Consider the following 26,339-nt stretch of genomic DNA (forward strand, 5'->3'; position numbering starts at 1 on the left):
GTTAGAAGACTCGGTCTCCAGCCACGCTTTTCGCAGCTGAAACTGATGTAAGTCTACTCGGGGGCTGATGTTTATTTGAAATTGCCGGCTGCCAGCAGCCTGGCTGGGCCGCCTCAGTCTGGCTGTGCCGCCGGTCCCGGCCCGAAGGCCGGAACCGGCTGCACGCGGCGGCGGTCCGCGGGAACCGCCGCCGAGGTTTTACTACTCGCCGCGCGTCTTCTGGATGATCTCGTCGGCGACAGCCTTCGGGACCTCCGCGTAGGTGCTGAACTGCATGGAGTACACCGCACGGCCCTGGGTCTTGGACCGCAGGTCGCCGATGTAGCCGAACATGCCGGACAGCGGGACCAGCGCACGGATGACCTTCACGCCGGAAGCGTCCTCCATGGACTGCATCTGGCCACGGCGGGAGTTGATGTCGCCGATGACCTCGCCCATGTACTCCTCCGGAGTACGGACTTCGACATCCATCATGGGCTCAAGCAGCACGGGGCTGGCCATGCGGGCAGCTTCCTTGAAGGCCTGGCGGCCGGCGATCTTGAACGCCATTTCCGAGGAGTCGACGTCGTGGTAGGCGCCGTCAAGCAGCGTCGCCTTGATGCCGACCACCGGGTAACCGGCGAGCACGCCGTCGGACAGAGCCGACTGGATGCCCTGATCCACCGAGGGGATGTACTCGCGCGGAACGCGGCCACCGGTGACCTTGTTCTCGAACTCGTAGAAGGTGCCCTCGGAGGTGTCCAGCGGCGCCAGTGCGATCTGCACCTTTGCGAACTGGCCGGAACCACCGGTCTGCTTCTTGTGGGTGTAGTCGTACTTGTCCACCGTACGGCGGATGGTCTCGCGGTACGCGACCTGCGGCTTGCCCACGTTGGCTTCGACCTTGAACTCGCGGCGCATGCGGTCCACCAGGATGTCCAGGTGGAGCTCGCCCATGCCGGCGATGATGGTCTGGCCGGTGTCCTCGTCGAGTTCGACGGTGAACGTCGGATCCTCTTCCGAGAGCTTCTGGATGGCCACGGAGAGCTTCTCCTGGTCACCCTTGGTCTTCGGCTCGATGGCCACGCGGATAACCGGCTCCGGGAAGCTCATCGACTCGAGGACGATGGGGTTCGCCGGATCGCACAGGGTGTCACCGGTGGTGGTGTCCTTCAGGCCGATCGCCGCGTAGATGTGACCGGTGGTGATTTCCTCCACCGGGTTCTCCTTGTTGGCGTGCATCTGGAAGAGCTTTCCGATGCGCTCCTTCTTCTGCTTGGTCGAGTTCATGACCTGCGCACCGGAGGCAGCCTTGCCGGAGTAGACGCGGATGTAGGTCAGACGCCCGAAGAACGGGTGGGTCACGACCTTGAACGCCAGGGCGGAGAACGGGGCATCGGCGTCGGCGCTGCGCTCGAGGATGACCTCTTCGTCGCGGACGTCGTGGCCCTTGATGTTCGGAACGTCCAGCGGGCTCGGCAGGTAGGCGACGACGGCGTCAAGCATCGGCTGCACGCCGCGGTTCTTGAACGCGGAGCCGCACAGCACCGGGTAGACCTCGGAGTTGACGGTCAGCTTGCGGATGCCGGCCTTCAGTTCCTCGAGGGTGAGCTCCTCACCCTCCAGGTACTTCTCCATCAGCTCTTCGCTGGCCTCGGCCACGGTCTCGACGAGCATGGCGCGGTACTCTTCGGCCTTTTCCTGCAGGTCTGCGGGAATCGGCTCGACTTCGTACTTTGCACCCATGGTGACGTCGCCCTTGGCGTCGCCGCGCCAGGTGAGCGCACGCATTTCGAGCAGGTCGACGACGCCCTCGAACTCGCTCTCGGAGCCGATCGGCAGCTGGAGGACCAGCGGCTTGGCGCCCAGGCGGTTGATGATGGTGTCGACGGTGAAGTAGAAGTCAGCGCCCAGCTTGTCCATCTTGTTGACGAAGCAGATACGCGGGACGTTGTACTTGTCAGCCTGGCGCCACACAGTCTCGGACTGCGGCTCCACGCCTTCCTTGCCATCGAACACCGCGACGGCGCCGTCGAGCACGCGCAGGGAGCGCTCGACCTCGACGGTGAAGTCGACGTGGCCCGGGGTGTCGATGATGTTGATCTGGTTGTTGTCCCAGTAGCAGGTGGTGGCTGCGGAGGTGATGGTGATACCCCGCTCCTGCTCCTGCGCCATCCAGTCCATCGTGGACGCACCGTCGTGGGTCTCACCGATCTTGTGGTTGACGCCCGTGTAGAACAGGATGCGCTCGGTAGTGGTGGTCTTGCCGGCATCGATGTGCGCCATGATGCCGATGTTGCGGACCTTGTTCAGGTCGGTAAGCACGTCCAGTGCCACGGTTTCTCCCTTTTTTGGTTGGCCTGCCGGGCGCTGATCCGGTTGTGGCCCTGCTGCCCGCCCGAGGCGGGCAGCAGGGCCATCCGAATCAAACGTCCACTGCCAGGCTTATTACCAGCGGTAGTGGGCGAAGGCCTTGTTGGACTCAGCCATCTTGTGGGTGTCCTCGCGGCGCTTCACAGCAGCACCAAGACCGTTGGAGGCGTCGAGGATTTCGTTGCGCAGACGCTCGGTCATCGTCTTCTCGCGACGGGCCTTGGCGTAACCGACCAGCCAGCGCAGCGCCAGCGCGGTGGAACGGCCCGGCTTGACCTCAACCGGAACCTGGTAGGTGGCGCCGCCGACGCGGCGGGACTTGACCTCAAGGCTCGGCTTGATGTTGTCCATGGCCTTCTTCAGGGCGGCAACCGGGTCCTGCCCGGTCTTCTCCTGGGCACCGGCGAGGGCACCGTAAACGATGCGCTCAGCGGTGGACTTCTTGCCGTCGACGAGCACCTTGTTGATCAGCTGAGTGACCAGCGGGGAGCCGTAAACGGGATCCTGTACGAGCGGCCGCTTGGGGGCCGGACCCTTGCGGGGCATATTACTTCTTCTCCATCTTCGCGCCGTAGCGGCTGCGAGCCTGCTTGCGGTTCTTCACACCCTGGGTGTCAAGGGCACCACGGACGATCTTGTAGCGGACACCGGGCAGGTCCTTCACACGGCCGCCGCGCACCAGCACGATGGAGTGTTCCTGCAGGTTGTGACCGACGCCGGGGATGTACGCGGTGACTTCCACGCCGCCGTTGAGGCGGACACGGGCAACCTTGCGCAGCGCGGAGTTCGGCTTCTTGGGGGTGGTGGTGTAGACACGGGTGCAGACGCCACGGCGCATCGGGGAGCCCTTGAGCGCGGGAGCCTTGGTCTTGGCGACCTTGGGTGAGCGGCCCTTTCGGACCAGCTGCTGAATTGTAGGCACTGGTTAGTTCTCCGTTTTTTCTCGAGATAAATCTCTGCTTGCCCCGCCCCGCTGCCGGGCAACCGGGGAGGCGTTCCATTGCCGCATTGCCCCGAAAAGTTCCGGAACTCGCGCCGAAAGCGACCGTAGGCGTGCAAAAGTGTGGCATCCGTTGCGCAAGAACCCCGCAACCCGGAAACAGGCCCCGCCTGTGAACCCGGAGGTTCCCAAGCGGCCTTCATCCACTGCCACACAAACAATTGGCTTTCAGTCTACCATGCATCCGCGCCGAGGGGTGACCGGGAGACCAACGTCACGCCCTGCTCAGGATCGGGCCGCCTCAGGACCGGGCCGCCAGGGCCGCAGTAATCTTAGCCGACGCCGCCAGCAGGCGCGGCAGCACCCGGTCCGCCGCCTCGTCCAGGCCGGGGGCATCCAGGCCCATGGTCGCCTGCATGGAGGTGTTCAGCGCAGCCACGACGTCCCCGGAGGGGCTGAAGATCGGCACCGCCACCGATCGGAGGCCGATTTCCAGTTCCTGGTCGACCACCGCCCAGCCGCGCTCCCGGACCCTGGCGATCTCCGCCCGGAGCTGCACGGCATCGGTGATGGTGCGCTCGGTCAGCGGCGCCAGTTCGACGTCGGCGATGTACCGTTCGAGCTTCTCCTCCGGCAGGCCGGCCAGCAGCACCCGGCCCATCGAGGTGGCATACGCCGGAAAGCGGGTGCCCACGGCGATGCCGACCGTCATCAGCCGCCGCGTATGGATCCGCGCCACGTAGACGATCTCGTTGCCGTCAAGGATCGACGCGGAGGTTGATTCGTGGATCTCGCGGGACAGGTCCTCCAGCAGCGGCTGGGCAAGCTGGGGCAGGCTCTGCCCGGAAAGGTAGGCGTAGCCCAGCTGCAGCACCAGGGCGGTCAGCTCGAAGCTCCGTCCGTCGGTCCGCACGTAGCCCAGCTCGGTGAGCGTGAGCAGGAAGCGCCGCGCCGTGGCCCGGGTGAGGCCGGTCCGCCGGGCCACCTCGCTGAGGCTCATGCTTACGTGTTCGGCGTCGAAGGCCCGGATCACGGAGAGCCCGCGGGCAAGCGACTGGACAAAGTGGTCGCTTGCGGGAGCGGGCACCGCTGCGCTTTCCACCGGCCCGGCTTTGGCGTCGGCCCCGTCAGCCATGAGTTCCCGCACTGCTCTCCCTTGTGATCTGCCCAGGACGGGCTAGCCTGCGGACGGCGGCAGCAGCGGCACGTCCATGCGCTCGGCGAGCTCATCGAAGGACATGCCGAAGGTCTCCCGGACCCGGACGCCGTCTGCGGTGATGAGGAACACCGCCTCATTAGTGTAGACGCGCGTCACGCACCCCAGCCCCGTCAGCGGATAGGTGCACTCGGGAACCAGCTTGGCCGTGCCGTCCTTGGTGAACAGGGACATCATCACGTAGACCTCCTTGGCGCCGGTCGCCAGGTCCATCGCTCCCCCGACGGCGGGGATCGCGTCGGGCGCGCCGGTGTGCCAGTTCGCCAGGTCACCGGCCGCGGAGACCTGGAAGGCTCCCAGCACGCAGACGTCAAGGTGCCCGCCGCGCATGATGGCGAAGGAGTCGGCGTGGTGGAAGTAGGAGGCACCCGGGTTTTCCGTGACCGGGATCTTGCCCGCGTTGATCAGGTCCCCGTCGATTTCCTCGCCGCGGGCCTCACGGCCCATCCCCAGCATGCCGTTTTCGGTATGCAGGGTGACGTTCTGCTCCGCCTGGAGGTAGTTCGAGACCAGGGTGGGCTGTCCGATGCCCAGGTTGACGAAGGAGCCGGGCGCGATGTCCCGGGCCACCAGTTCGGCCAGTTCGTTGCGGCCGAGGCGTTCGCCTGCGGCGGTGCTGGTTTCAGTCACTGTCGGGGTTCCGTTTCCGTTGCTCATGCCGCTGCCGGTGCCTTCTCCGAGGCCACCTTCACGAGCGTGTTGACGTAGATGCCGGGGGTGGCCACCGTTTCGGGGTCGATGCCGCCGAGTTCGACGATGTCCTTGACCTGCACGATGGCGTTCTTCGCCGCGGCGGCCATGATCGGCCCGAAGTTCCGGGCTGTCTTGCGGTAGAGCAGGTTGCCGGCGGTGTCGGCCTTCAGCGCCTTGACGAGTGCGAAGTCGGCGTGGAGCGGGGTTTCGAAGACGTAGCCGCGGCCGTCGATGATCCTGGTCTCCTTGCCTTCAGCCAGCGGGGTGCCGTAGGCGGTGGGGGTGAAGAATCCGCCGATGCCGGCGCCAGCGGCACGGATGCGCTCAGCCAGGTTTCCCTGGGGCACCAGTTCGAGCTCGATCTCGCCGGCGCGGTACTTCGCGTCAAAGATGTGCGAGTCGGACTGGCGGGGGAAGGAGCAGATGATCTTCTTCACCCGGCCGGCACCGATGAGCGCTGCCAGTCCCTCCTCGCCGTTGCCGGCGTTGTTGTTTACGACCGTCAGGTCGGTGGCCCCCCGGCGCAGCAGCGCCTCGATGAGTTCCACCGGCTGGCCGGCGCGGCCGAAGCCGCCGATCATGACGGTGGCCCCGTCGTGGATGGACGCGACGGCTTCGTCGGCGTCCTGGACGATGTTCAGCACGTGATCTCTCCTACCGGGTCCGGGTGTTTTCGAGGACGACGGCCAGGCCCTGGCCGACGCCGATGCAGATGGCGGCCACGCCCCAGCGTTCGCCGGTGGTCTGCAGGCGGCGGGCGAGCGTGCCGAGGATACGGGTGCCCGATGCGCCCAGAGGATGGCCGATGGCCACGGCGCCGCCCCAGGCGTTGACGATCTCCGGGTCGATGTCCCAGGCGTCCAGGCAGGCCAGCGACTGGGCAGCGAAGGCCTCGTTCAGCTCGACGGCGCCGACGTCGCCCCAGCCGATGCCGGCCCGCTTGAGGGCGAGGTTGGCGGCTTCCACCGGCGCGTAGCCGAAGAACTGCGGTTCGTTGGCGGCCGCGCCGCGTCCGGCGATCCGCGCCAGCGGCGCCAGGCCGAGGATCTCCTCGGCGGCTTCGCTGCCCAGCCAGGCGGCGGAGGCTCCGTCGTTCAGCGGCGAGGCGTTGCCGGCCGTGACGGTGCCGCCGGAGGGCTGGTCCGAAACGGGGCGGAAGACCGTCTTCAGCGTGGCCAGCTTTTCCACGGTGGAGCCGGGCCGGATGCTCTCGTCCCGGTCCAGGGCAATGCCGTCGACGGTGATCGTCAGGTCCGCGTACCGGCCTTCGTCCCATGCCTTGGCGGCCAGTTCATGGGAGCGGGCGGCGAACTCGTCCTGCCGTTCACGCGTGATGCCGTGCCTCTCGCGCAGCTGTTCGGTGGCTTCACCGAGGGAGACGGTCCACTCGGCGGGCATCTTCGGATTGACCAGGCGCCAGCCCAGCGTGGTGGAGGCCAGGGTCTGGTCGCCCGCCGGGTAGGGCTTTTCGGTCTTGGGCAGCACCCAGGGGGCGCGGCTCATGGATTCGACGCCGCCGACCAGCATCAGGTCCGCTTCGCCGGTGTTGATCTGCCGCGAGGCGATGATTGCCGCGTCGAGGGAGGATCCGCACAGGCGGTTGACGGTGGTGCCGGGCACCGAGACGGGCAGCCCGGCCAGCAGCGTCGCCATGCGGGCCACGTTGCGGTTCTCCTCGCCGGCGCCGTTGGCGTTGCCGAAGACCACTTCGTCAACGCGTACGGGATCGAGCCCCGGGGCCCGGTCGACGCTGGCGCGCACCACCTGGGCGGCGAGGTCGTCGGGACGCACGGAGGCGAGGGCGCCGCCGAAGCGGCCGAAGGGGGTGCGTACCGCGTCGTAGATGTAGGCCTGGTTCACCTTGCTCCTTACAGAATGTGCTGCGCCTGCCGGCGCACGGAATGTCGGGGGTCGGAGACCGGGAAGGATCAGCCGGCGGCGCGGCCGTCGGATTCGGCAGCGGCGGCGGCGTCGGCGTCGATCTCGGCGAAAACCCGCTGGGCGACCTTGAAGGCGGAGTTGGCCGAGGGCACCGAGCAGTAGATGGCCGACTGCAGCAGGACTTCCTTGATCTCGTCCCGGGTCAGCCCGTTGCGCAGCGCCGCGCGGACGTGCATGGCCAGTTCCTCAAGGTGCCCGTGGGCGATGAGGGCGGTCAGGGTGATCGCGCTGCGCATGGTGCGCGGCAGTCCGGGGCGGGTCCAGATGGTGCCCCAGGCGTACCGGGTGATCATGTCCTGGAAGTCCTCGGTGAAGCCGTCCTTGCCGGCGTTGGCGCGGTCCACGTGCGCGTCGCCGAGCACCTCGCGGCGCACGGTCATCCCCTCGTCGTAGACCTGCTGCTGGGTCTTGGCTGCTTCGGGGTTCTCGGTCACGGTGTTGGGATCCCTTCGGTGGCGTTGAAGAAGTCGGAAAGCAGCCGGGCGGCTTCGGCGGGCTTCTCGGCCGGCACCAGGTGCGCGGCGTCGGCAACGACGACGGCGCGGCCGGCGGCCACGTTCCCGGCAATGAACGTGGACGACGGCGGCGGTGTGGCCTGGTCCTCGGCGCCGGCCAGGGCCAGCACGGGGACGGTGATCTGCGGCAGCCGGCCGCGGACGTCGAAGTCCGCCAGCGCTTCGCAGCAGAAGGCGTAGGAGAAGCGGTCGGCGTCCTGCAGGCTGTGCAGGAGGCGGGCGGAGGCCTCGGGCTCCCGTTCAATGAATCCGGGGGCGAACCAGCGCTGCGCCGAACCGACCAGCACCGCCGGGGTGCCCTGGCCGCCGACGGTGGCGGCGCGCTCCCGCCAGGCATCCGCTTCGCCGATTTTCGCACCGGAGCAGATGATGGCCAGGGAGTCGAACAGGTCGGGGTGGTCCACACCCAGCTGCAGGCCGACTGCCCCGCCGATCGACACGCCGGCGTAGTGGAGGGGAACGTCGGCGGCGATGTCGCCGGCCCCGCGGGCGGCGCGGACGAAGCCGGCGACGGCCTCGGCCAGCTCGGCCATGGTGAAGCCCTCATCGGCAGCCGGAGAGGCGCCGTGGCCGGGCAGGTCCCAGCCGATGACGGTGAAGCCGGCCATGCCGGCGGCGGCCCGGGACCAGAGGGCCGCGGCGGAGGTGCCCAGCGACGGTCCGGCGATGACGACGGGGGCGGCCGGGCCGCCGTCGGCGAGGCGGGTGGCCTTGATCTGCGGCACGCTCATGCGTGGTCCTTCCTTCCGGGGTAGGCGGCGACGATGCGCTCGATGAGGGCATGCGCTTCGCCTGTGTAGTTGGCCGGATCCAGCACGCCTTCGAGCTCGTCGTCGGAGAGCACGTCGGCGGGCACGGCCTTACGCAGCAGCTGCGCGAAGGCGCCCTCGCCGGCCAGGGAGCGGTTCACGGCGTCCTGGATGAGGGCCTTGCCGCGGCCGGGGGTGCCGTCGTCGAGCAGCGGCGCGACGGTGAGCATCAGTTTCTCGCTGACGACCAGCGGGCCGGCCGCGGCCAGGTTGGAGGCGATCCGGGCGCGGTCCACTTCGAGCCCCTCGGCCAGTTCGGCCAGCTTGGCGGCTGCTCCCCCGGCCAGGCGCAGGAGGGAGCGCAGCGCCTGCCACTCCACGTGCCAGGATCCGGACGGGCGTTCGTCGTCGGCTGCGGCGGCTGCCAGCTGCAGCTGGGCGCCGTATCCGGGGCCAGCCAGAGCGGCGCTGCGGATCAGCACGGACAGCACCGGGTTCTGCTTCTGCGGCATGGCGGAGCTGCCGCCGCGTCCGGCGGCGCGCGGCTCCGACACCTCCCCCACCTCGGGTCGGCTGAGCAGCAGGACGTCGTTGGCGATGCGGCCGGCCGCTGCCAGCAGCTCCTGCAGGGCCCCGCCCAGGCGGGTGACGGGCAGCCGGTTGGTCTGCCAGGGGGCGGCGGGGGCGGCGAGGCCCAGCCGGGACGCCAGGTCATCGGCCAGCTCGAGCGGCCCGGGGACCGGCCGGCCGTTCCCCGCGGCGGCGTCGACCGTGCTGCGCAGGGCCGCCATGGTGCCGGAGGCACCGCCCCACTGCAGGGGCAGCTCAGCGCGTGCGGCGGCCAGGGCCTCGGCGGCCTGGCCGAGCCCGTGCAGCCACTGCGCGGCCTTGAGGCCGAACGTGGAGGGCAGCGAGTGCTGCGTCAGGGTGCGGGCGACGCTGAGCGTGGCGGCGTGTTCCCGCGCCAGCGCGGCGAGGGCGTCGGCGGCCCGGGCGACGTCGGACTGCAGCGCGTCCAGGGCCTGCGCCGACATCACCATCAGTGCGGTGTCGAGGATGTCCTGGCTGGTGGCGGCCCGGTGCACGGCCGCCGCGGCTGCCGGGGACCCGCGCCGCAGCAGGGCCCGCAGGTCCGCCAGCATCGGGATCACCGGATTGCCGCCGCCCTGGGCGCGGGCCGCGATGTCGGCGACATCGTAGCTTTCGGCCCGGAAGGCGTCGGCGGCCTGCTCCGGTATTCCGGAGTCGATCAGGCCCGCCGAGGCCAGGACCTGCAGCCAGGTGCGCTCGACGTCGAGCATCGCCTGCAGGACCCGGACGTCGGACGTCAGGGCGGCTGCCTCGGTTCCGGCCCAGGCCGGGGACAGCAATCCGTGGTCTGCGCTCTCGGCGGGCGCCATGCTCAGGCTCCCGGGTAGGCCAGGAAGACGGTCTCGTTCTCCCCCTGGAGGAAGATGTCGAACCGCAGGCCGCCGTCGGCTTCACGGGTGGCGATCAGGGTGCGGCGGCGTTCCTCGGGCAGCGAGGACAGCAGCGGGTCGGCGGCCAGGGCCGCCTCGTCCTCGGGCAGGTAGATGCGCGTGTGCAGCTTGTTGAGCAGGCCGCGGGCAAAGACGAGCAGCGAAATGAACGGGGCGGCGCCCTCGCGGACCGGGCCCGGGTTCACCGTGGTGAAGGTGTAGTTTCCGGTGTTGTCCACCGGAACCCGGCCCCAGCCGGTGAAGGTGTAGCCGTCACGGACCAGCGAACCGGTGCGCTGCGGGATGTTGCCCTCGGCGTCCGGCTGCCAGATTTCCAGCAGGGCGTCGGGGACGACGTCGCCGGCGCCGTCGCGGACGGTGCCCTGGAGCCGGATGGCGCCGGGCAGGCCCGGAGCGAGCAGCTCACCGCCCTTGTCGAAGGGCAGCGCGTATCCGTAGAAGGGGCCGATCGTCTGGCCCGGGGTGGCGACGAGTTTTTCGCTCATTACTCTGCGTCCTCTTCTTCCATCCAGGTGCGGTTGCTGCCGGTGAGCACGATGTCCCAGTTGTAGCCGGTGGCCCACTCATGCGAGGTGATGTTGTGGTCGTACGTGGCCACGAGGCGGTCGCGCGCCTTCTGATCGGTGATCGACTGGTAGATCGGGTCCAGGGCGAAGAGCGGATCGCCCGGGAAGTACATCTGGGTGATCATCCGCTGGGTGAAGTCGGTGCCGAACAGCGAGAAGTGGATGTGCGCCGGACGCCAGGCGTTGTAGTGGTTCTTCCACGGGTAGGGCCCGGGCTTGATCGTGGTGAACTCGTAGGAGCCGTCCGCGCCGGTGATGGCGCGGCCCACGCCGGTGAAGTTCGGATCGATCGGAGCCGGGTGCTGGTCGCGCTTGTGGATGTAGCGGCCGGCGGAGTTGGCCTGCCAGACCTCGATCAGCTGGCCGCTGACCGGGCGGCCGTCGCCGTCGAGCACCCGCCCGCGCACGATGATGCGCTCACCCAGCGGTTCGCCGTTGTGCTGGATGGTGAGGTCCGCTTCCAGCGGATGCACGTCCTGGTGTCCGAAGGCCGGAGACCACAGCTCGATGGTCTCGGGGTCGGTGTGGTGCGGGTCCTTGGTGGGGTGGCGCAGGATGGAGCTGCGGTAGGGCCGGAAGTCCAGCCGCGGCTGGGTCTCCTCCGCCGCGCCGTCCTCCACGCCCTTGCGGTAGGCCGAGTGCAGCTGGCCGATCTCCGCGGAAATCTCGTCCTGGGAGGCCTGGGCCGAGTCCGGTCCCTCCACGACGTGGCTGTTCCGGAACAGGTCATCGGCCATCTCGCCGCTGACGTCCATGGGGTCGTTCTCCATGGTGGTGCTTCCTTTCCTCTTCGGACGCTTCGTCGCGTCCTGCCGGGTTCCAGGCGGGTTCCCTAACAGTACACCCGCGTTCACTTTGAGTACAGATGTTCACTAAGCGAACATCAAAGGTTACAAGGCTGCTGCCGCTCCGGTCAGGCGTGCGGCCAGCCGGTGTAGGCCTCCGCGAGGTAGGCCTGTCCGTGCCGGGAGGCGACGACGCCGCTCAGCTCGCCGAGCGCACGGCGGCGCTCGAAGGCGGAGGCGTCGGGGCGCGTGTGGAGCATGGAGGTCATCCAGTAGGAGAAGTTCTGGGCGCGCCACACACGCTGCAGGGCCTTGTCGCTGTAGCCCTCCAGAAGGTCCCGGGAGCCGGAGGCGTAGAAGGACTCGATCGCCTGGAAGAGCACGGACACGTCGGCCAGGGCGAGGTTCAGGCCCTTGGCGCCGGTCGGCGGCACGGTGTGCCCGGCGTCGCCGGCCAGGAACATGTTGCCGTAGCGCATCGGCTCACAGACGTAGCTGCGGAACCTGAGCACGGTCTTGTCGAAGATCGGGCCGCGCTTGAGTTCGAAGCCGTCCGGTCCGTCGACCCGGCGCTGCAGCTCATCCCAGATCCGATCCTCGCTCCAGTCGTCCGGGTTCTCGTTCGGATCGGACTGGAAGTACATCCGCTGCACCGTGTCGCTGCGCTGGCTGATCAGCGCGAAGCCGTGCTCGGAGTTGGCGTAGATCAGCTCGGGGGCGCTCGGCGGAGCTTCGGTCAGGATGCCGAACCAGGCGAACGGGTATTCGATGAAGTGGTCGTTGCGCACATCGGCGGGAATCGAGCGGCGGCAGATGCCCTGCGACCCGTCGGCGCCGACGAGGATGTCGCAGTGGACCTCGTAGTCCGCGCCGTCGGCGTCGGTGAAGCGGATCTTGGGACGGTCCGTGGCCTGGTCCAGCACTTCGGTACCGGTGACGGCGTACCGCACGTCGCCGCCGTCGCGCTCCCGGGCCGCGGCAAGGTCGACGAAGACCTCGTTCTGCGGGTACAGCCAGACCGACTCGCCCACCAGCTCCTGGAAGTCCACCCGGTGGCTTTCACCGCCGAAGCGCAGATCGATGCCGTCGTGCCGGTACCCGTCCCGGAGCACGCGGTCGCTGACGCCGCCCTCGGTGAGCATGCGGACCGAGCCGTGCTCGAGGATGCCGGCGCGGTGGGTGGTGCGGATGGTCTCATGGTCGCGCTTTTCCACGACGATGCTCTCGATGCCGGCCCGGCCGAGCAGGTGGGAGAGCATCAGGCCGGCGGGTCCGCCGCCCACGATACCGACTTTGGTCCTGAGGACGGTGCGCTTCTCGCCCATGCGTGAACTCCTTTAAAGAGGGGAAAGGTCTGCCTCCAGTGTGATGGGCTGCACAGCCGCACACACAGGCGATTCTCATTCAATGAGATGACGCAGGCCTCATGACGATGGCTGAGGCGGGAAGGCGACCTGGCCGGCATGGTGGGGCCCGGCCGTGCCCGCATGCACCCCCAGGGCCCGCGAAATGCCCCGCGCGGCGGTCATGAGTGCCGGAACCGTGGCGGCGATGTTCTCGCGCCCGGTCGGCACCACCACCCCAAGCGCCGCCGCCGCGCTGCCCTGGCGCCCAAAGACCGGAACCGCGATTCCCGTGGTCTCGGCGATCACCGTCCCGGGCAGGGCTGCAAAGCCGCTGCGCCGGATCTCTCCCCACTGCCGCCGCAGGTCCTCGGCGGCGGGGAACGGATCGGGCTGCTCCGCGCTGCGCTGCAGATAGGCCTCCTGGACGTGGCGGGGCGAATGGGCCATCAGGACCATGCCCGAGGATGAAATGTGCACCGGCAGCCGCCCGGCCACCTTCGCCTGGTTGAGCACCGACCCGCGGCTGGAGAGCCGCTCGATGAACAGCACCTCGCCGTCCTGCAGCACGGACAGCTGGGTGTGCTGGCGCACCACCGCCTGGATGTCCTCCATGAAGGGCTGGGCCACCTGCTTCAGGTCCGCGGCTGCGGAGCTGCGGTTGGCCAGTTCCCAGAGCCGCAGGCCCAGGCGCACCTGCCCGTCCGCGTCGCGCTGCAGCAGCTGGTGGCCGGTCAGCTCCCGCACCAGCCGATGCGCCGTGGACAGCGGCAGGCCCGCGCGGCGGGCCAGCGCGGCCACCGGCAGGGCGGGATGGCCTGCGTCGAAGGCGCTGATGATCCGGACGATCCGGGTGGTCATCGACTCCCCGGACGGTGAATTGGCCATGCCTTTACTTTGGCACAGGCCTGATCCCGGTCACGCCGGCTGTGCGGCGCCGTGCCGGGCGACGGCGCTCATGTGCTTTTCGTTCAGACCCGGTCGACGACGGCTTAAACAGGGAAGGACCCCTCCTTCGAAAAGGAGGGGTCCTTCCGTCAGCCGCGGGCTTCCTTAGCGGAACTCGCTGCCCATGTCGTAGTCATCCAGCGGGATGGCGTGGAACTCGGGGCTGAGGCCGCCGTCGACTCCGGCGTAGTCGAAGTCGCTGAAGGCGCTCGGGCCGGTGAACAGGCTGGCCTTCGCTTCCTCGGTCGGTTCGACCGTGACCTCGGTGTACCGCGGCAGGCCGGTGCCGGCCGGGATCAGCTTGCCGATGATCACGTTCTCCTTCAGGCCCAGCAGCGGGTCGGACTTGCCTTCCATCGCTGCCTGGGTGAGGACCCGGGTGGTCTCCTGGAAGGAGGCCGCGGAGAGCCAGGACTCGGTCGCCAGCGAGGCCTTGGTGATGCCCATGAGCTCGGGACGGCCGGAAGCCGGCCGCAGACCCTCGGACACCACGCGGCGGTTCTCGCTCTCGAACCGGCGGCGCTCGGCGAGCTCGCCCGGAAGCAGCTCGGAGTCACCGGACTCGATCACGGTCACGCGGCGCAGCATCTGCCGGACAATGACCTCCACGTGCTTGTCGTGGATGCCGACGCCCTGGCTGCGGTACACGCGCTGCACCTCGTCCACCAGGAACTCCTGGGCCTTGCGCGGGCCGAGGATGCGCAGGATCTGCTTCGGATCCACCGCACCGGTGACCAGCTGCTGGCCGACCTCGACGTGGTCTCCGTCGGCGACCAGGAGGCGGGCACGGCGCAGGACCGGGTAGGCGATCTCCTCGGAGCCGTCATCGGGAGTGATGATGACGCGCAGCTGGCGATCGGTCTCCTCGATGGTGACCCGTCCGGCGACCTCCGAAATCGGAGCCACACCCTTCGGGGTACGGGCTTCGAAGAGCTCCTGGATACGGGGCAGACCCTGGGTGATGTCTTCCGCGGAGGCGATGCCGCCGGTGTGGAAGGTACGCATGGTCAGCTGGGTACCGGGCTCGCCGATGGACTGCGCGGCGATGATGCCCACGGCCTCGCCGATGTCCACCGTCTTGCCGGTGGCCAGCGAACGGCCGTAGCACAGGGCGCAGGTTCCGACGGCGGACTCGCAGGTCAGCACGGAGCGGATCTTGATGTCGGTGATGCCGGCCTCGAACAGCTTGCCGATCAGCACATCTCCGACATCGTCGCCCGCCTTGGCCAGCACGGTGCCCGAGGCGTCGACGACGTCGGCCGCCAGCGTCCGGGCGTAGGCCGAGTTCTCGACCTCTTCGTGCAGCTGCAGCTCGCCGTTGGCGTCCGGCACCGCGATGGTGACGTTCAGGCCGCGCTCGGTGCCGCAGTCCTCTTCACGGACGATGACGTCCTGCGAGACGTCCACCAGACGACGGGTCAGGTAACCCGAGTTGGCGGTACGCAGAGCGGTATCGGCCAGGCCCTTACGGGCACCGTGGGTGGCGATGAAGTACTCCAGGACCGACAGGCCCTCACGGTAGGAGGACTTGATCGGACGCGGGATGATCTCGCCCTTCGGGTTGGCCACCAGGCCGCGGATACCGGCGATCTGCCGGACCTGCAGCCAGTTGCCTCGTGCACCGGAGGAGACCATGCGGTTGATGTTGTTGCCCGTGGGCATGTTGGCGCGCATGGCCGCGGCAACCTCGTTGGTCGCCTTGTTCCAGATGTCGATGAGCTCCTGGCGGCGCTCGTCTTCAGCGATCAGGCCCTTGCCGTACTGGCTCTCCACCTTCGCGGCCTGCGTCTCGTAGCCGGCCATGATGGCGGGCTTGTCGATCGGGGCGGCGATATCGGAGATGGCCACGGTCACGCCGGAGCGGGTGGCCCAGTAGAAGCCGGCGTCCTTCAGGTTGTCCAGCGTTGCCGCGGTGACGACCTTCGGGTAGCGCTCGGCCAGGTCGTTGACGATCGCGGAGAGCTGGCCCTTGTCGGCAACCTTCTCCACCCACGGGTAGTCCACGGGCAGGGTCTGGTTGAAGATGACCTGCCCGAGGGAGGTCTCGATCAGCGCCGGCTCACCCTCGGTCCAGCCCTCCGGAGCGGGCTGGTCCGCGCTGGGCACGAAGCCTTCGATCCGCATCTTCACGACGGCGTTCAGGTCCAGCTCGCCCAGGTCGAAGGCCATCATGGCCTCGGCCGGGGAGGTGAAGACGCGGCCTTCGCCGGCTGCACCCTCGCGCTTGGTGGTGAGGTGGTGCAGGCCGATGATCATATCCTGCGAGGGCAGGGTCACCGGACGGCCGTCCGAGGGCTTCAGGATGTTGTTCGAGGACAGCATCAGGATGCGGGCCTCGGCCTGGGCCTCGGGGCTCAGCGGCAGGTGCACAGCCATCTGGTCACCGTCGAAGTCGGCGTTGAACGCGCCGCAGACGAGCGGGTGCAGCTGAAGGGCCTTGCCTTCGACCAGCTGCGGCTCGAACGCCTGGATGCCCAGGCGGTGCAGGGTGGGTGCACGGTTGAGCAGCACCGGGTGTTCGGTGATGATCTCTTCCAGCACGTCCCAGACCTGCGGGCGGAAACGCTCGACCATGCGCTTGGCGCTCTTGATGTTCTGGGCGTGGTTGAGGTCAACCAGGCGCTTCATCACGAACGGCTTGAACAGCTCCAGCGCCATCTGCTTCGGCAGGCCGCACTGGTGCAGCTTCAGCTGCGGGCCGACGACGATGACCGAACGGCCCGAGTAGTCGACGCGCTTGCCCAGCAGGTTCTGGCGGAAGCGGCCCTGCTTGCCCTTGAGCATGTCGGACAGCGACTTCAGCGGACGGTTGCCCGGCCCGGTGACCGGACGGCCGCGGCGGCCGTTGTCGAACAGCGAGTCAACGGCTTCCTGCAGCATGCGCTTTTCGTTGTTCACGATGATCTCGGGGGCACCGAGATCCAGCAGGCGCTTCAGGCGGTTGTTGCGGTTGATGACGCGGCGGTACAGGTCGTTCAGGTCGGAGGTCGCGAAGCGGCCGCCGTCGAGCTGGACCATCGGGCGCAGTTCCGGCGGGATCACCGGAACGGCGTCGAGCACCATGCCCAGCGGGCTGTTGGTGGTGGTCAGGAACGCGTTGACGACCTTCAGGCGCTTCAGCGCGCGGGTCTTGCGCTGGCCCTTGCCGTTCTGGATGATCTCGCGCAGCGAGTCGGCCTCGGCCTGCAGGTCGAAGTCCTCCAGGCGCTTCTTGATGGCCTCGGCGCCCATGGCACCGTCGAAGTACAGGCCGTAGCGGTCCCGCAGTTCGCGGTACAGGCCCTCATCGCCCTCGAGGTCGCCGACCTTGAGGTTCTTGAAGCGGTCCCAGACCTGCTCGAGGCGCTCGATGTTGGCGTCGGCGTCGCGGCGGACCTTGGCCATCTGGCGGTCAGCGGAGTCGCGGGCCTTCTTCTTGTCGGCTGCCTTGGCGCCTTCGCCCTCGAGGCGGGCAAGCTCGTCCTCAAGGTCGCGGGCGATCGCGGCGATGTCGGCGTCGCGCTGGTCAACCAGCTGCTTGCGCTCCAGGTCGTGCTCGGCCTGCAGGTTCGGCAGCTCGGCGTGGCGGTTCTCCTCGTCGACGCCGGTGATCATGTAGGCCGCGAAGTAGATGACCTTCTCCAGGTCCTTCGGGGCCAGGTCCAGCAGGTAGCCCAGGCGCGACGGCACGCCCTTGAAGTACCAGATGTGCGTGACGGGAGCAGCGAGCTCGATGTGGCCCATCCGCTCGCGGCGGACCTTGGCGCGGGTGACCTCGACGCCGCAGCGCTCACAGATGATGCCCTTGAAGCGGACACGCTTGTACTTGCCGCAGTAGCATTCCCAGTCGCGGGAGGGGCCGAAGATTTTTTCGCAGAAAAGACCGTCCTTCTCCGGCTTCAGGGTGCGGTAGTTGATGGTCTCGGGCTTCTTCACCTCGCCGTAAGACCAGTTGCGGATTTCGTCCGCAGTGGCCAGGCCGATGCGCATGAGGCCGAACGTGGAATCGTTGGACATGGGTCCCTGTTCTCTCTTGTTCTCTAAATCTGAATGTCTCGGGTGCGGAAGAGGGTTCGGGCGGCCCCTGCGGGGCTTGGAACGGCGGCAACGAAATTTCCGCGCTCGCAGAGCTCGCGGGAAATATTAAAGCCGCCTTCCTCCAAGCCCCTCCGGGGCCGGTGGCAGGCCCGGGCGTTCGGCCCGGGCCTGCCGTTCCTGCTAAACCTCTTCGACGGAGCTGGGCTCTGCGCGGGACAGATCGATGCCCAGTTCCTCCGCGGCCCGGAAGACTTCTTCATCCGAGTCACGCATTTCAATCGTGTTGCCTTCGGTCGAGAGGACCTCGACGTTCAGGCACAGCGACTGCATTTCCTTGATGAGCACCTTGAACGATTCCGGAACGCCCGGCTCCGGGATGTTCTCGCCCTTGACGATGGCCTCGTAGACCTTGACGCGGCCGTGGATGTCATCGGACTTGATGGTGAGCAGTTCCTGCAGGGTGTAGGCGGCGCCGTACGCCTCCAGGGCCCAGACTTCCATTTCACCGAAGCGCTGGCCGCCGAACTGCGCCTTACCGCCCAGCGGCTGCTGAGTGATCATCGAGTACGGGCCGGTGGAGCGGGCATGGATCTTGTCGTCCACCAGGTGGTGGAGCTTCAGGATGTACATGTAGCCCACGGAGACCGGCTCCGGGAACGGCTGGCCGGAGCGGCCGTCGAACAGGCGTGCCTTGCCGGAGGCGTCGATCAGGCGGTCCCCGTCGCGGGTCACGTTGGTCGAATCCAGCAGGCCCGTGATCTCGTGCTCGCTGGCGCCGTCGAAGACCGGGGTAGCGACGGTGGTCGGACCGGTTTCGCGCGGCAGGTTGGTCAGCGCGCGGGCCCACTCGGGGTCGCCCTCGATCTTCCAGCCCTGCTTGGCGGCCCAGCCCAGGTGGATCTCCAGGACCTGGCCGACGTTCATGCGGCCCGGAACACCCAGCGGGTTCAGGACGACGTCGACGGGGGTGCCGTCTTCCAGGAAGGGCATGTCCTCGATCGGGAGGATCTTCGAGATGACGCCCTTGTTGCCGTGGCGGCCGGCCAGCTTGTCGCCGTCAGTGATCTTGCGCTTGTGGGCGACGTAGACGCGCACCAGCTGGTTCACGCCCGGGGGCAGCTCGTCGTCGTTGTCACGGTCGAAGATGCGCACGCCGATGACGGTTCCGGACTCGCCGTGGGGAACCTTCAGGGAGGTGTCGCGGACTTCGCGGGACTTCTCGCCGAAGATCGCGCGCAGCAGGCGCTCCTCCGGGGTCAGTTCCGTTTCGCCCTTCGGGGTGACGCGGCCGACCAGGATGTCGCCGGCTTCAACCTCGGCGCCGATGTGGATGATGCCGCGCTCGTCGAGCTGCGAGAGCACCTCCTCGGACACGTTGGGGATGTCGCGGGTGATTTCCTCGGCGCCCAGCTTGGTGTCGCGGGCGTCGACCTCGTGCTCCTCGATGTGGATCGAGGTGAGGACGTCGTCGGAGACCATGCGCTGGGAGAGGATGATCGCATCCTCGTAGTTGTGGCCTTCCCAGGACATGAACGCGACGAGCAGGTTCTTGCCCAGCGCCAGTTCGCCCTGGTCGGTGGAGGGACCGTCGGCGATGATGCTGTTCACCTCGACGCGCTGGCCCTCGGAGACGAGCACCCGCTGGTTGTACGCGTTGCCCTGGTTGGAGCGCGCGAACTTCATGATCGGGTAGCTGGTCTCGGTGCCGTCGTCGTTCAGCACGGTCACCAGGTCGGCGGAGACCTCGGTGACGACGCCGGGCTTGGCGGCCACGACGGAGTCACCGGCGTCGACCGCGGCGTACTTCTCCATGCCGGTGCCCACCACGGGACGCTCGGAACGGAGCAGCGGCACGGCCTGGCGCTGCATGTTCGCACCCATGAGGGCGCGGTTGGCGTCGTCATGCTCGAGGAACGGGATCAGGGCGGTCGCCACCGACACCATCTGGCGCGGGGAGACGTCCATGTACTCGACCTCGTTGGGCTCGACGAGCACAGGCTCGCCGGATCCGCCGCGGGCACGGACGAGGACCAGGTCCTCTTCGAAGTGGTTGTCGGCGCGCAGCGGGGCGTTCGCCTGGGCGATGGTGCGCTCCACCTCGTCGTCGGCGGTCAGGTAGTCCACCTGATCGGTGACGACGCCGTCGACGACCTTGCGGTACGGGGTCTCGATGAAGCCGAACGCGTTGATCCGGCCGTAGGAGGCCAGCGAACCGATCAGGCCGATGTTCGGGCCTTCAGGGGTTTCGATGGGGCACATGCGGCCGTAGTGCGACGGGTGGACGTCACGGACCTCCATGCCGGCGCGGTCACGGGACAGGCCGCCCGGGCCCAGCGCGGACAGGCGGCGCTTGTGCGTCAGCCCGGCCAGCGGGTTGTTCTGGTCCATGAACTGCGAGAGCTGGGAGGTTCCGAAGAACTCCTTGATCGCGGCCACGACCGGGCGGATGTTGATCAGGGTCTGCGGCGTGATGGCCTCGACGTCCTGGGTGGTCATGCGTTCGCGGACCACGCGCTCCATGCGGCTCAGGCCGGTGCGGATCTGGTTCTCGATCAGCTCGCCCACGGCGCGGATGCGGCGGTTGCCGAAGTGGTCGATGTCGTCGACCTCGACGCGGATTTCGACGTCCTCGCCGTCACGCTTGCCCGGGATGGTCTTCTCACCGGCGTGCAGCGCGACCAGGAACTTGATCATCGCGACGATGTCGTCGGTGTCGAGCACCGAGGACTCGGGAGCGTCGATCGGCTTGTCGACGCCGAGCTTGCGGTTGATCTTGTACCGGCCGACCTTGGCCAGGTCGTAGCGCTTCGGGTTGAAGTAGAGGTTCTCCAGCAGCGCCTGCGCGGCCTCGACCGTCGGCGGCTCTCCCGGGCGCAGCTTGCGGTAGATGTCCAGCAGGGCATCCTCGCGGGTTTCGGTGGTGTCCTTCTCCAGCGTGGCGCGGATGGAGTCGTACTCGCCGAAGGTCTCCAGGATCTGGCCCTCGGTCCAGCCCAGTGCCTTGAGCAGCACGGTGACGGACTGCTTGCGCTTGCGGTCGAGGCGGACGCCGACCTGGTCGCGCTTGTCGATCTCCAGCTCGAACCAGGCACCGCGGGAAGGAATGATCTTCGCGGTGTAGATGTCCTTGTCGCTGGTCTTGTCCGCGGCGCGCTCGAAGTAGGCGCCCGGGGAACGCACCAGCTGCGACACGACGACGCGCTCGGTGCCGTTGATGACGAAGGTGCCCTTGTCGGTCATCAGCGGGAAGTCGCCCATGAACACGGTCTGCTGCTTGATCTCGCCCGTGTTGTTGTTCATGAACTCGGCCTTGACGTACAGCGGGGCGGAATAGGTCGCGTCGCGGTCCTTGCACTCGGCCATCGTGTACTTCGGATCGGCGAACTCCGGCTCCGAGAAGCTCAGGGACATGGTGCCCTGGAAGTCTTCGATCGGGGAGATTTCCTCGAAGATGTCAGCGAGTCCGGAGGTGGTGGCGACACCCTGCTCACCGGTTTCCTGGGCCTTGGCAACCCGCGCCTTCCAGCGCTCGTTGCCGACGAGCCAGTCGAAGCTGTCCGTCTGCAGGGCCAGAAGATTGGGAACGTCCAGCGGTTCATGAATCTTGGCGAATGAAATCCGGGAGCCGATGTTCCCGGCATTGCTAGCGGTTGAAATATTAGAGGTGCTCGAGGCGACCAAGAGGGATCCTTCCACAGACCTTCAGGCGTGTTTCGCGCTTCTCCCCCTGCCCGCTGCGGACAGAGTCCGCACGCATGGCGCCGGCCGGCAACGGACCGGCGGAACAAAGCCCACCGCTATATGAAGGCTGAAGGTTAACAGAGGGAAGCAAATACCTACTATAGGCTTTTCGGGCACAGAAGTCTACCCGGTCCCGCGATCCCGGTGCGCTCAACCTCGTCGCTGCGCCGGGTTCCTGTCTCCGGGCTTCCCTCTGCAAGGAGCCGGTCCCGGACGGTGACCGGGAAGGACAGTACTGCCGCGGCGCGCTGCCGGGGAGCTGCGGGATGTTCGCTTCGAACTGCCGGCTTGCACCGACCTGCCGGACGCACCGCTGACGCACCGGACAACAGACAGAGTACCCCAGATTCCGCGCGGGCGCCTCATTTCCGGTGTTTTCCGGGGATAACCCGGCCGGCGGACCGCCCGGCCGCGAAACCGGGCGCACTTCCCACCGCCGCCGCCCGCCGTCGCCCGCCCTGATCGGCCCCATCCGGCGTCGCCCACCCTCCGGGAAAGCACTCCCCCAGCGTCGGGCGCGCCTGTACTCTAAGGGGCAGCATCCGTTTCGACGACGAAAGTGATTCGACGCACATGAGTAATCCCCCGCATGGCACAGGACCCGCGACGCCTGAAGTCGTCATCGTCGGCGGGGCACGCACCCCGCAGGGCCGGCTGAAGGGGCAGCTCGCTGCCTTCACCGCCGTCGAGCTGGGTTCCTTCGCGATTGCCGGCGCCCTGGAGCGTGCCGGGGTTCCGGCCGCCGACGTCGATTCCGTCATCATGGGCCATGTGGTGCAGGCCGGCTGCGGGCAGAATCCGGCCCGGCAGGCCTCCCTGGCTGCGGGCATCGGCTGGAACGTGCCCGCCGTGACGGTCAACAAGGTCTGCCTTTCCGGGCTGGCTGCGGTGATCGACGCCGCCCGCCTGATCCGCGGCGGCGAGGCCACGGTCGTGGTCGCCGGCGGCCAGGAGTCCATGACCCGGGGCCCGCACCTGCTCCCCGGGTCGCGCCAGGGCTGGAACTACGGCAACATCTCGGTGCTCGACTCCGTGGCGCATGACGGCCTCACGGATGCGTTCGACGGCGACTCCATGGGCGTCTCCACCGAGCGCGGCAACACCCGGCTCGCGATCAAGCGGCTGGAACAGGACGAGGTGGCCGCCGCGTCGCATCAGCGCGCCGCCGCCGCCGCGGCCGCGGGAGTCTTCGACGTCGAGATCGTGCCCCTGACCGTGCCGCAGCGCCGCGGCGAGCCGCTGGTGCTCTCCACCGACGAGGGCGTCCGGCCGAACACCACGGTGGATACGCTGGCTTCCCTGCGCCCCGCCTTCGATCCGGAGGGCACGATCACGGCCGGCAACTCCTCACCCCTGTCCGACGGTGCCAGCGCACTGGTGCTGGCGACCCGGGAATACGCCGACGCGCACGGCCTGCAGGTCCTCGCCTCCGTCGGTCTCCCGGGCCAGGTTGCCGGGCCCGACAACACGCTCCACTCACAGCCGTCCAACGCACTGTTCCAGGCGCTGGAGCGCGCAGGCTGGACGACGTCCGACCTCGATTTCATTGAGATCAACGAGGCCTTCGGCGCGGTGGCCGTGCAGTCCCTGAACGAACTGGGCATCGACCTGGACCGGTGCAACATCCATGGCGGCGCCATTGCGCTGGGCCATCCGATCGGCGCCTCCGGTGCCCGCCTTGCCCTCCATGCCGCGCACGAACTGTTCCGGCGCGGTTCGGGCCGCGCCGGCGTCTCGCTCTGCGGCGGCGGCGGCCAGGGTGAGGCGCTGCTGCTCTACCGCGACGGAGAGTGAGCATCCCCGACGGCCGGGCACCGGGCGGCGCGGAGGCTTCCGGCAAGGAGCCTTCGGGCGCTCCAGGCGCTCCGGTGACTTCGATGCCCGGGGCGGCCGCGCACGTGCCGGACACCCCGCCGGCGGCGGACCCGAGGGTGGTCCGTGCCGTCCACGACGCCGGGCTCGACGTCGAGTTCACCGTCCGGCCGCCGGCGGCGAGCCTGCCGGAAGCCGCCGCGCTGCTTGGCATCACAGCCGCCGATGTCGTGAAGTCGCTGGTGGTACGCCGCAGCGAGGGTGAGTACCTGTTTGCCCTGGTCCCCGGGGACCGGCAGATCTCCTGGCCGAAGCTGCGCGCCGCCGTCGGCGTCAACAAGCTGTCGATGCCTTCACCCGCGCTCGCGCTCGAGGCGACCGGATATGAGCGTGGCACCATCACTCCCCTGGGCAGCAGCCGCACCTGGCCGGTATACGCCGACGAACGGGTGCGCGGACGCCGCGTCTCGATGGGAGCGGGCGCCCACGGCGTGAACCTGTTCGTGGCCGCTGATGACCTGCTGCGGGCCCTGGACGCCGTGGTCACGGACATCACCGACCCGGCTCCGGCGTAGGCGGGTTGACGAAAGGTTAAGCGGGAAAGACCCCGCTCCCATCGGGAGCGGGGTCTTTCCGTAAGCAGCTGCCGGCTGACCGGCAGGAAACTACTTGAGGGTGACGGTGGCGCCGGCGGCCTCGAGGGCCTCCTTGGCCTTGTCGGCAGTCTCCTTGTTCGCGCCTTCCAGCACGGCCTTCGGAGCGGAGTCGACCAGGTCCTTGGCTTCCTTCAGACCCAGGGAGGTCAGCGCGCGGACCTCCTTGATGACGGCGATCTTCTTGTCGCCGGCGGCTTCGAGGATGACGTCGAACTCGGACTTCTCCTCAGCGGCAGCGGCATCTCCGCCACCGGCGGCCGGGCCGGCAACGGCAACGGCGGCAGCGGTGACGTCGAAGGTCTCCTCGAAGACCTTAACGAAGTCGGAGAGCTCGATGATGGTCATTTCCTTGAAAGCTTCGAGGAGCTCTTCGTTGGTGAGCTTCGCCATGGTGTGGCGTCCTTCCTAGTAAGTGGTGCTCAGCACCGGGAGTTTGAAAAGAAGAGTTCTTACTCTTCGGTGGCGGCTTCGGCAGCCGGAGCTTCTTCTGCGGCGGCCGGGGCCTCTTCCGCAGCGGGAGCAGCGGCGGCGCCGCCCTCTTCCTCGAGCTTCAGGCGCAGAGCGTCCATGGTGCGGGCCAGAGCGGACATCGGTGCCTTGAGGACACCGGCCACCCGGGCGAGCTGGAACTCGCGGGACTCGAGCGCAGCCAGTTCGGCAACACCGGTGGCGTCGAGGGCCTTGCCCTCGAAGAGACCGGTCTTGATGATCAGCTGCGGGTTTGCCTTGGCAAAGTCCGTGAGGCTCTTGGCGGCAGCAACTGCGTCACCCTTGATGAAGGCAATTGCAGTGGGGCCGGACAGCTGGCCGTCGAACGCGTCGATGCCGGCTTCCTTGGCTGCAATGCCGGTCAGGGTGTTCTTCACGACCGAGTACTTGGTGTCCTGGCCGAGCGAACGACGCAGCTCCTTGAGCTGTGCAACGGAGAGCCCGCGGTATTCGGTTAGGACAGCAGCGGTCGAGTCCTTGAAATCGCTGGCGATTTCCTCGACGGCTGACACCTTGGTTGGCGTTGCCATAACCCTCCTTCCGGGGAATTGGTGCCGGTGGATCGGGTCCCGAACATAAGAAACGCCCCGGGCAGATGCACGGGGCGCCGGAGGGCATGCACGGCATGCCGGAAAGCTTCCTTCGTTCACCTGCGCAGGCCGCCCCGGTGCGGGGACTTTCGGATCCTGTCCATCCCGTGTTTCCCGCGCAGCGGCCAGGCTGGCTTTTGCGAAGGGGGTGTGAACAGCATCGACCGACGGTCTTTGGTAGATCCAGACTACGGGAGATCCTCTCGCGGGACAAATCCGCCGGGTCCGGGACGGATCCGCCCACCGGCGGGCCGGGTCCGGGTCAGCGGCGGAGCACCTTCTGCCATTCCCCGGAGGCACCGACAGCCCGGAAACCGAGCGCTTCGTTGATGTCCAGCATATGCCGGTTCTCGACGGCGTTCCAGGTCCAGATCCGCTCCACGGCCGGGAGTTCCCCGTACAGGCGCAGCAGGTTGGCTGCCTTGAGCACGGTGCCCAGCCGGTGGCCGCGGTGCCCGCGCAGCACCAGTGTGTCGTCCTGGAAGGCGGCGGCCGGGACGGCGTCAAAGACCATCAGCACCGTGTGTCCCACCAGCGTTCCCGACGCCAGGTGCCGGACCGCGCTGACCAGCTCGCGGGCGCCCATCGCCGCGATTCTGCGCTCCGCCTCCCGGACCCGGGCCGCATCCCAGCGTTCCTCCTCCAGGTCCAGGTCGGCCATCGGAGCGTCGGTGCTCATCCGCTGCTTCAAATAGGCGTAACCGGCAACGGTTTCCTCGGGGCAGGCGCCCTGCCAGAACTCCACGGCATAGTCGGACCCTGCTTCGGCGACCGCGGCTTCCAGCTGTGCGCGTGCCGGCCGGCCGCCGGCCAGGTCCAGCCTGCTGACACGTTCCACCTGCTCGAGACTGAACCCGGCGGCCAGCGCGAAGCCCGTTGCCGCGTCCCGGGGAACGGATCCTGCCGCACTTCCGGGCGTCAGGCCCGCGGCGGCGTCAGCAGGTGCGGCGGCTCCGGCCGCAGGGGCCGGCCCTCCTCCCGGGACGGGCTGCCGGCCGGGGTGCTCGGTCTCCGCCAGGAGCGTGGTCCTGCCCTCGGCCGCCACCGCCTGCTCCATGGCGGCATAGAGCCTGCGGCCCACCCCGGACCGGCGGGCCCGCGGGGCCACGGTGACGTGCACGTAGGCCGACCGGGTGTTGTCCAGCAGCGGCAGCCGTGCCGTCGCGATCCCCACGATGGCGTCCCCGCGGCGCGCCGCCAGGAGCAGGCGCCGCCGCATGGGGCTCGGCCGGTGCGCTGCCAGCTGTGTCCGCACCGACTCATCGAAGTCGCTGCTGCCCCACAGATGCCGCATCGACTCATTGACCAGCGCGACGGCCGCAGCGAAATCCGCGGCGGCCGGGCCGGCGTCGTCCAGGGACGCCGGGATGCGCAGGGCCTCGACGGCGATGGGAAGCTGTGTCATGGCCCACATCCTGCCCCAGGGAGCCCGGGGCAGCAAAAAGGCGGCCGCAGCAAATGCTGCGGCCGCCTTCTGGCGGAGCCGGATGCAGGACCCGGCAGCC

The 26,339-nt window shown here is 68.2% G+C and carries 21 protein-coding genes; 2 read left to right on the forward strand and 19 right to left on the reverse strand.

Translation table 11 applies throughout. The features are described from left to right. Window positions 1-201 precede the first annotated feature (201 nt). The 16 genes from fusA to rpoB form a co-directional block, all read right to left on the reverse strand. The gene (fusA, locus tag AC5RV6_RS02045) at window positions 202-2,316 is read right to left on the reverse strand and encodes an elongation factor G (protein WP_494005617.1); all 2,115 of its coding nucleotides are present in this window, start codon (window positions 2,314-2,316) and stop codon (window positions 202-204) included. 111 nt (window positions 2,317-2,427) lie between these two features. Further along, the gene (gene rpsG, locus AC5RV6_RS02050) at window positions 2,428-2,898 is read right to left on the reverse strand and encodes a 30S ribosomal protein S7 (protein WP_494005618.1); all 471 of its coding nucleotides are present in this window, start codon (window positions 2,896-2,898) and stop codon (window positions 2,428-2,430) included. A 1-nt stretch (window position 2,899) separates the two neighbouring features. Continuing rightward, a complete protein-coding gene (rpsL, locus tag AC5RV6_RS02055; RefSeq protein WP_494005619.1) occupies window positions 2,900-3,274 on the reverse strand; it encodes a 30S ribosomal protein S12 in 375 nt (124 codons plus the stop codon). Between the two features lie 319 nt (window positions 3,275-3,593). Next, window positions 3,594-4,427, reverse strand: coding sequence for an IclR family transcriptional regulator domain-containing protein (locus AC5RV6_RS02060; RefSeq protein ID WP_494006604.1), 834 nt, complete (start codon window positions 4,425-4,427; stop codon window positions 3,594-3,596). Window positions 4,428-4,469: 42 nt separating this feature from the next. Further along, window positions 4,470-5,165, reverse strand: a complete 696-nt coding sequence (locus AC5RV6_RS02065; RefSeq protein WP_494005620.1) for a 3-oxoacid CoA-transferase subunit B — start codon at window positions 5,163-5,165, stop codon at window positions 4,470-4,472. Further along, window positions 5,162-5,845, reverse strand: coding sequence for a 3-oxoacid CoA-transferase subunit A (locus AC5RV6_RS02070; protein WP_494005621.1), 684 nt, complete (start codon window positions 5,843-5,845; stop codon window positions 5,162-5,164). The genes AC5RV6_RS02065 and AC5RV6_RS02070 overlap by 4 nt, the downstream gene beginning before the upstream one ends. A 10-nt stretch (window positions 5,846-5,855) precedes the next feature. Then, on the reverse strand, window positions 5,856-7,061 hold the full coding sequence (locus tag AC5RV6_RS02075; protein ID WP_494005622.1) for a thiolase family protein: 1,206 nt from the start codon (window positions 7,059-7,061) through the stop codon (window positions 5,856-5,858). Between the two features lie 68 nt (window positions 7,062-7,129). Continuing rightward, window positions 7,130-7,522 carry a 4-carboxymuconolactone decarboxylase gene (gene pcaC, locus AC5RV6_RS02080; RefSeq protein ID WP_494006605.1) on the reverse strand — a complete coding sequence of 131 codons (393 nt, stop codon included), beginning with the start codon at window positions 7,520-7,522 and terminating at the stop codon, window positions 7,130-7,132. A gap of 50 nt (window positions 7,523-7,572) precedes the next feature. Continuing rightward, window positions 7,573-8,388 carry an alpha/beta fold hydrolase gene (locus AC5RV6_RS02085; protein WP_494005623.1) on the reverse strand — a complete coding sequence of 272 codons (816 nt, stop codon included), beginning with the start codon at window positions 8,386-8,388 and terminating at the stop codon, window positions 7,573-7,575. Next, complete coding sequence (locus AC5RV6_RS02090; RefSeq protein ID WP_494005624.1) at window positions 8,385-9,806, reverse strand: lyase family protein; 1,422 nt, start codon at window positions 9,804-9,806, stop codon at window positions 8,385-8,387. Before AC5RV6_RS02090 ends, AC5RV6_RS02085 begins: the two co-directional genes overlap by 4 nt. A gap of 2 nt (window positions 9,807-9,808) precedes the next feature. Then, window positions 9,809-10,372: a protocatechuate 3,4-dioxygenase subunit alpha gene (gene pcaG, locus AC5RV6_RS02095; protein WP_494005625.1), complete on the reverse strand. Its 564-nt coding sequence runs from the start codon at window positions 10,370-10,372 to the stop codon at window positions 9,809-9,811. Next, window positions 10,372-11,190 carry a protocatechuate 3,4-dioxygenase subunit beta gene (gene pcaH, locus AC5RV6_RS02100; protein WP_494006606.1) on the reverse strand — a complete coding sequence of 273 codons (819 nt, stop codon included), beginning with the start codon at window positions 11,188-11,190 and terminating at the stop codon, window positions 10,372-10,374. Before pcaH ends, pcaG begins: the two co-directional genes overlap by 1 nt. Window positions 11,191-11,366: 176 nt before the next feature. Then, window positions 11,367-12,563, reverse strand: coding sequence for a 4-hydroxybenzoate 3-monooxygenase (locus AC5RV6_RS02105; RefSeq protein ID WP_494005626.1), 1,197 nt, complete (start codon window positions 12,561-12,563; stop codon window positions 11,367-11,369). Window positions 12,564-12,662: 99 nt separating this feature from the next. Then, complete coding sequence (locus AC5RV6_RS02110) at window positions 12,663-13,469, reverse strand: IclR family transcriptional regulator (RefSeq protein WP_494005627.1); 807 nt, start codon at window positions 13,467-13,469, stop codon at window positions 12,663-12,665. 165 nt (window positions 13,470-13,634) lie between these two features. Continuing rightward, entirely contained in the window at window positions 13,635-17,525 is a 3,891-nt protein-coding gene (locus tag AC5RV6_RS02115) for a DNA-directed RNA polymerase subunit beta' (RefSeq protein ID WP_494005628.1), read from the reverse strand. Window positions 17,526-17,726: 201 nt separating this feature from the next. Next, a complete protein-coding gene (rpoB, locus tag AC5RV6_RS02120) occupies window positions 17,727-21,227 on the reverse strand; it encodes a DNA-directed RNA polymerase subunit beta (RefSeq protein WP_494005629.1) in 3,501 nt (1,166 codons plus the stop codon). 633 nt (window positions 21,228-21,860) lie between these two features. Between rpoB and AC5RV6_RS02125 the strand changes: the two genes are divergently transcribed. Beyond that, on the forward strand, window positions 21,861-23,081 hold the full coding sequence (locus AC5RV6_RS02125) for an acetyl-CoA C-acetyltransferase (RefSeq protein WP_494005630.1): 1,221 nt from the start codon (window positions 21,861-21,863) through the stop codon (window positions 23,079-23,081). An 83-nt stretch (window positions 23,082-23,164) separates the two neighbouring features. After that, window positions 23,165-23,674 (forward strand): aminoacyl-tRNA deacylase, encoded by a 510-nt coding sequence (locus AC5RV6_RS02130; protein WP_494006607.1) that lies wholly within the window; start codon window positions 23,165-23,167, stop codon window positions 23,672-23,674. Window positions 23,675-23,764: 90 nt separating this feature from the next. Here the strand turns inward: AC5RV6_RS02130 and rplL are convergent, their stop codons facing one another. The 3 genes from rplL to AC5RV6_RS02145 all read right to left on the reverse strand — a co-directional run bounded on the left by rplL (window position 23,765) and on the right by AC5RV6_RS02145 (window position 26,239). Then, a complete protein-coding gene (gene rplL, locus AC5RV6_RS02135; RefSeq protein ID WP_494005631.1) occupies window positions 23,765-24,145 on the reverse strand; it encodes a 50S ribosomal protein L7/L12 in 381 nt (126 codons plus the stop codon). A gap of 59 nt (window positions 24,146-24,204) precedes the next feature. Beyond that, window positions 24,205-24,774: a 50S ribosomal protein L10 gene (gene rplJ / locus AC5RV6_RS02140; RefSeq protein WP_494005632.1), complete on the reverse strand. Its 570-nt coding sequence runs from the start codon at window positions 24,772-24,774 to the stop codon at window positions 24,205-24,207. A gap of 322 nt (window positions 24,775-25,096) precedes the next feature. Then, a complete protein-coding gene (locus AC5RV6_RS02145; RefSeq protein ID WP_494005633.1) occupies window positions 25,097-26,239 on the reverse strand; it encodes a GNAT family N-acetyltransferase in 1,143 nt (380 codons plus the stop codon). Window positions 26,240-26,339: the final 100 nt, after the last annotated feature.

The sequence above is a fragment of the Arthrobacter saudimassiliensis genome (assembly GCF_059090665.1).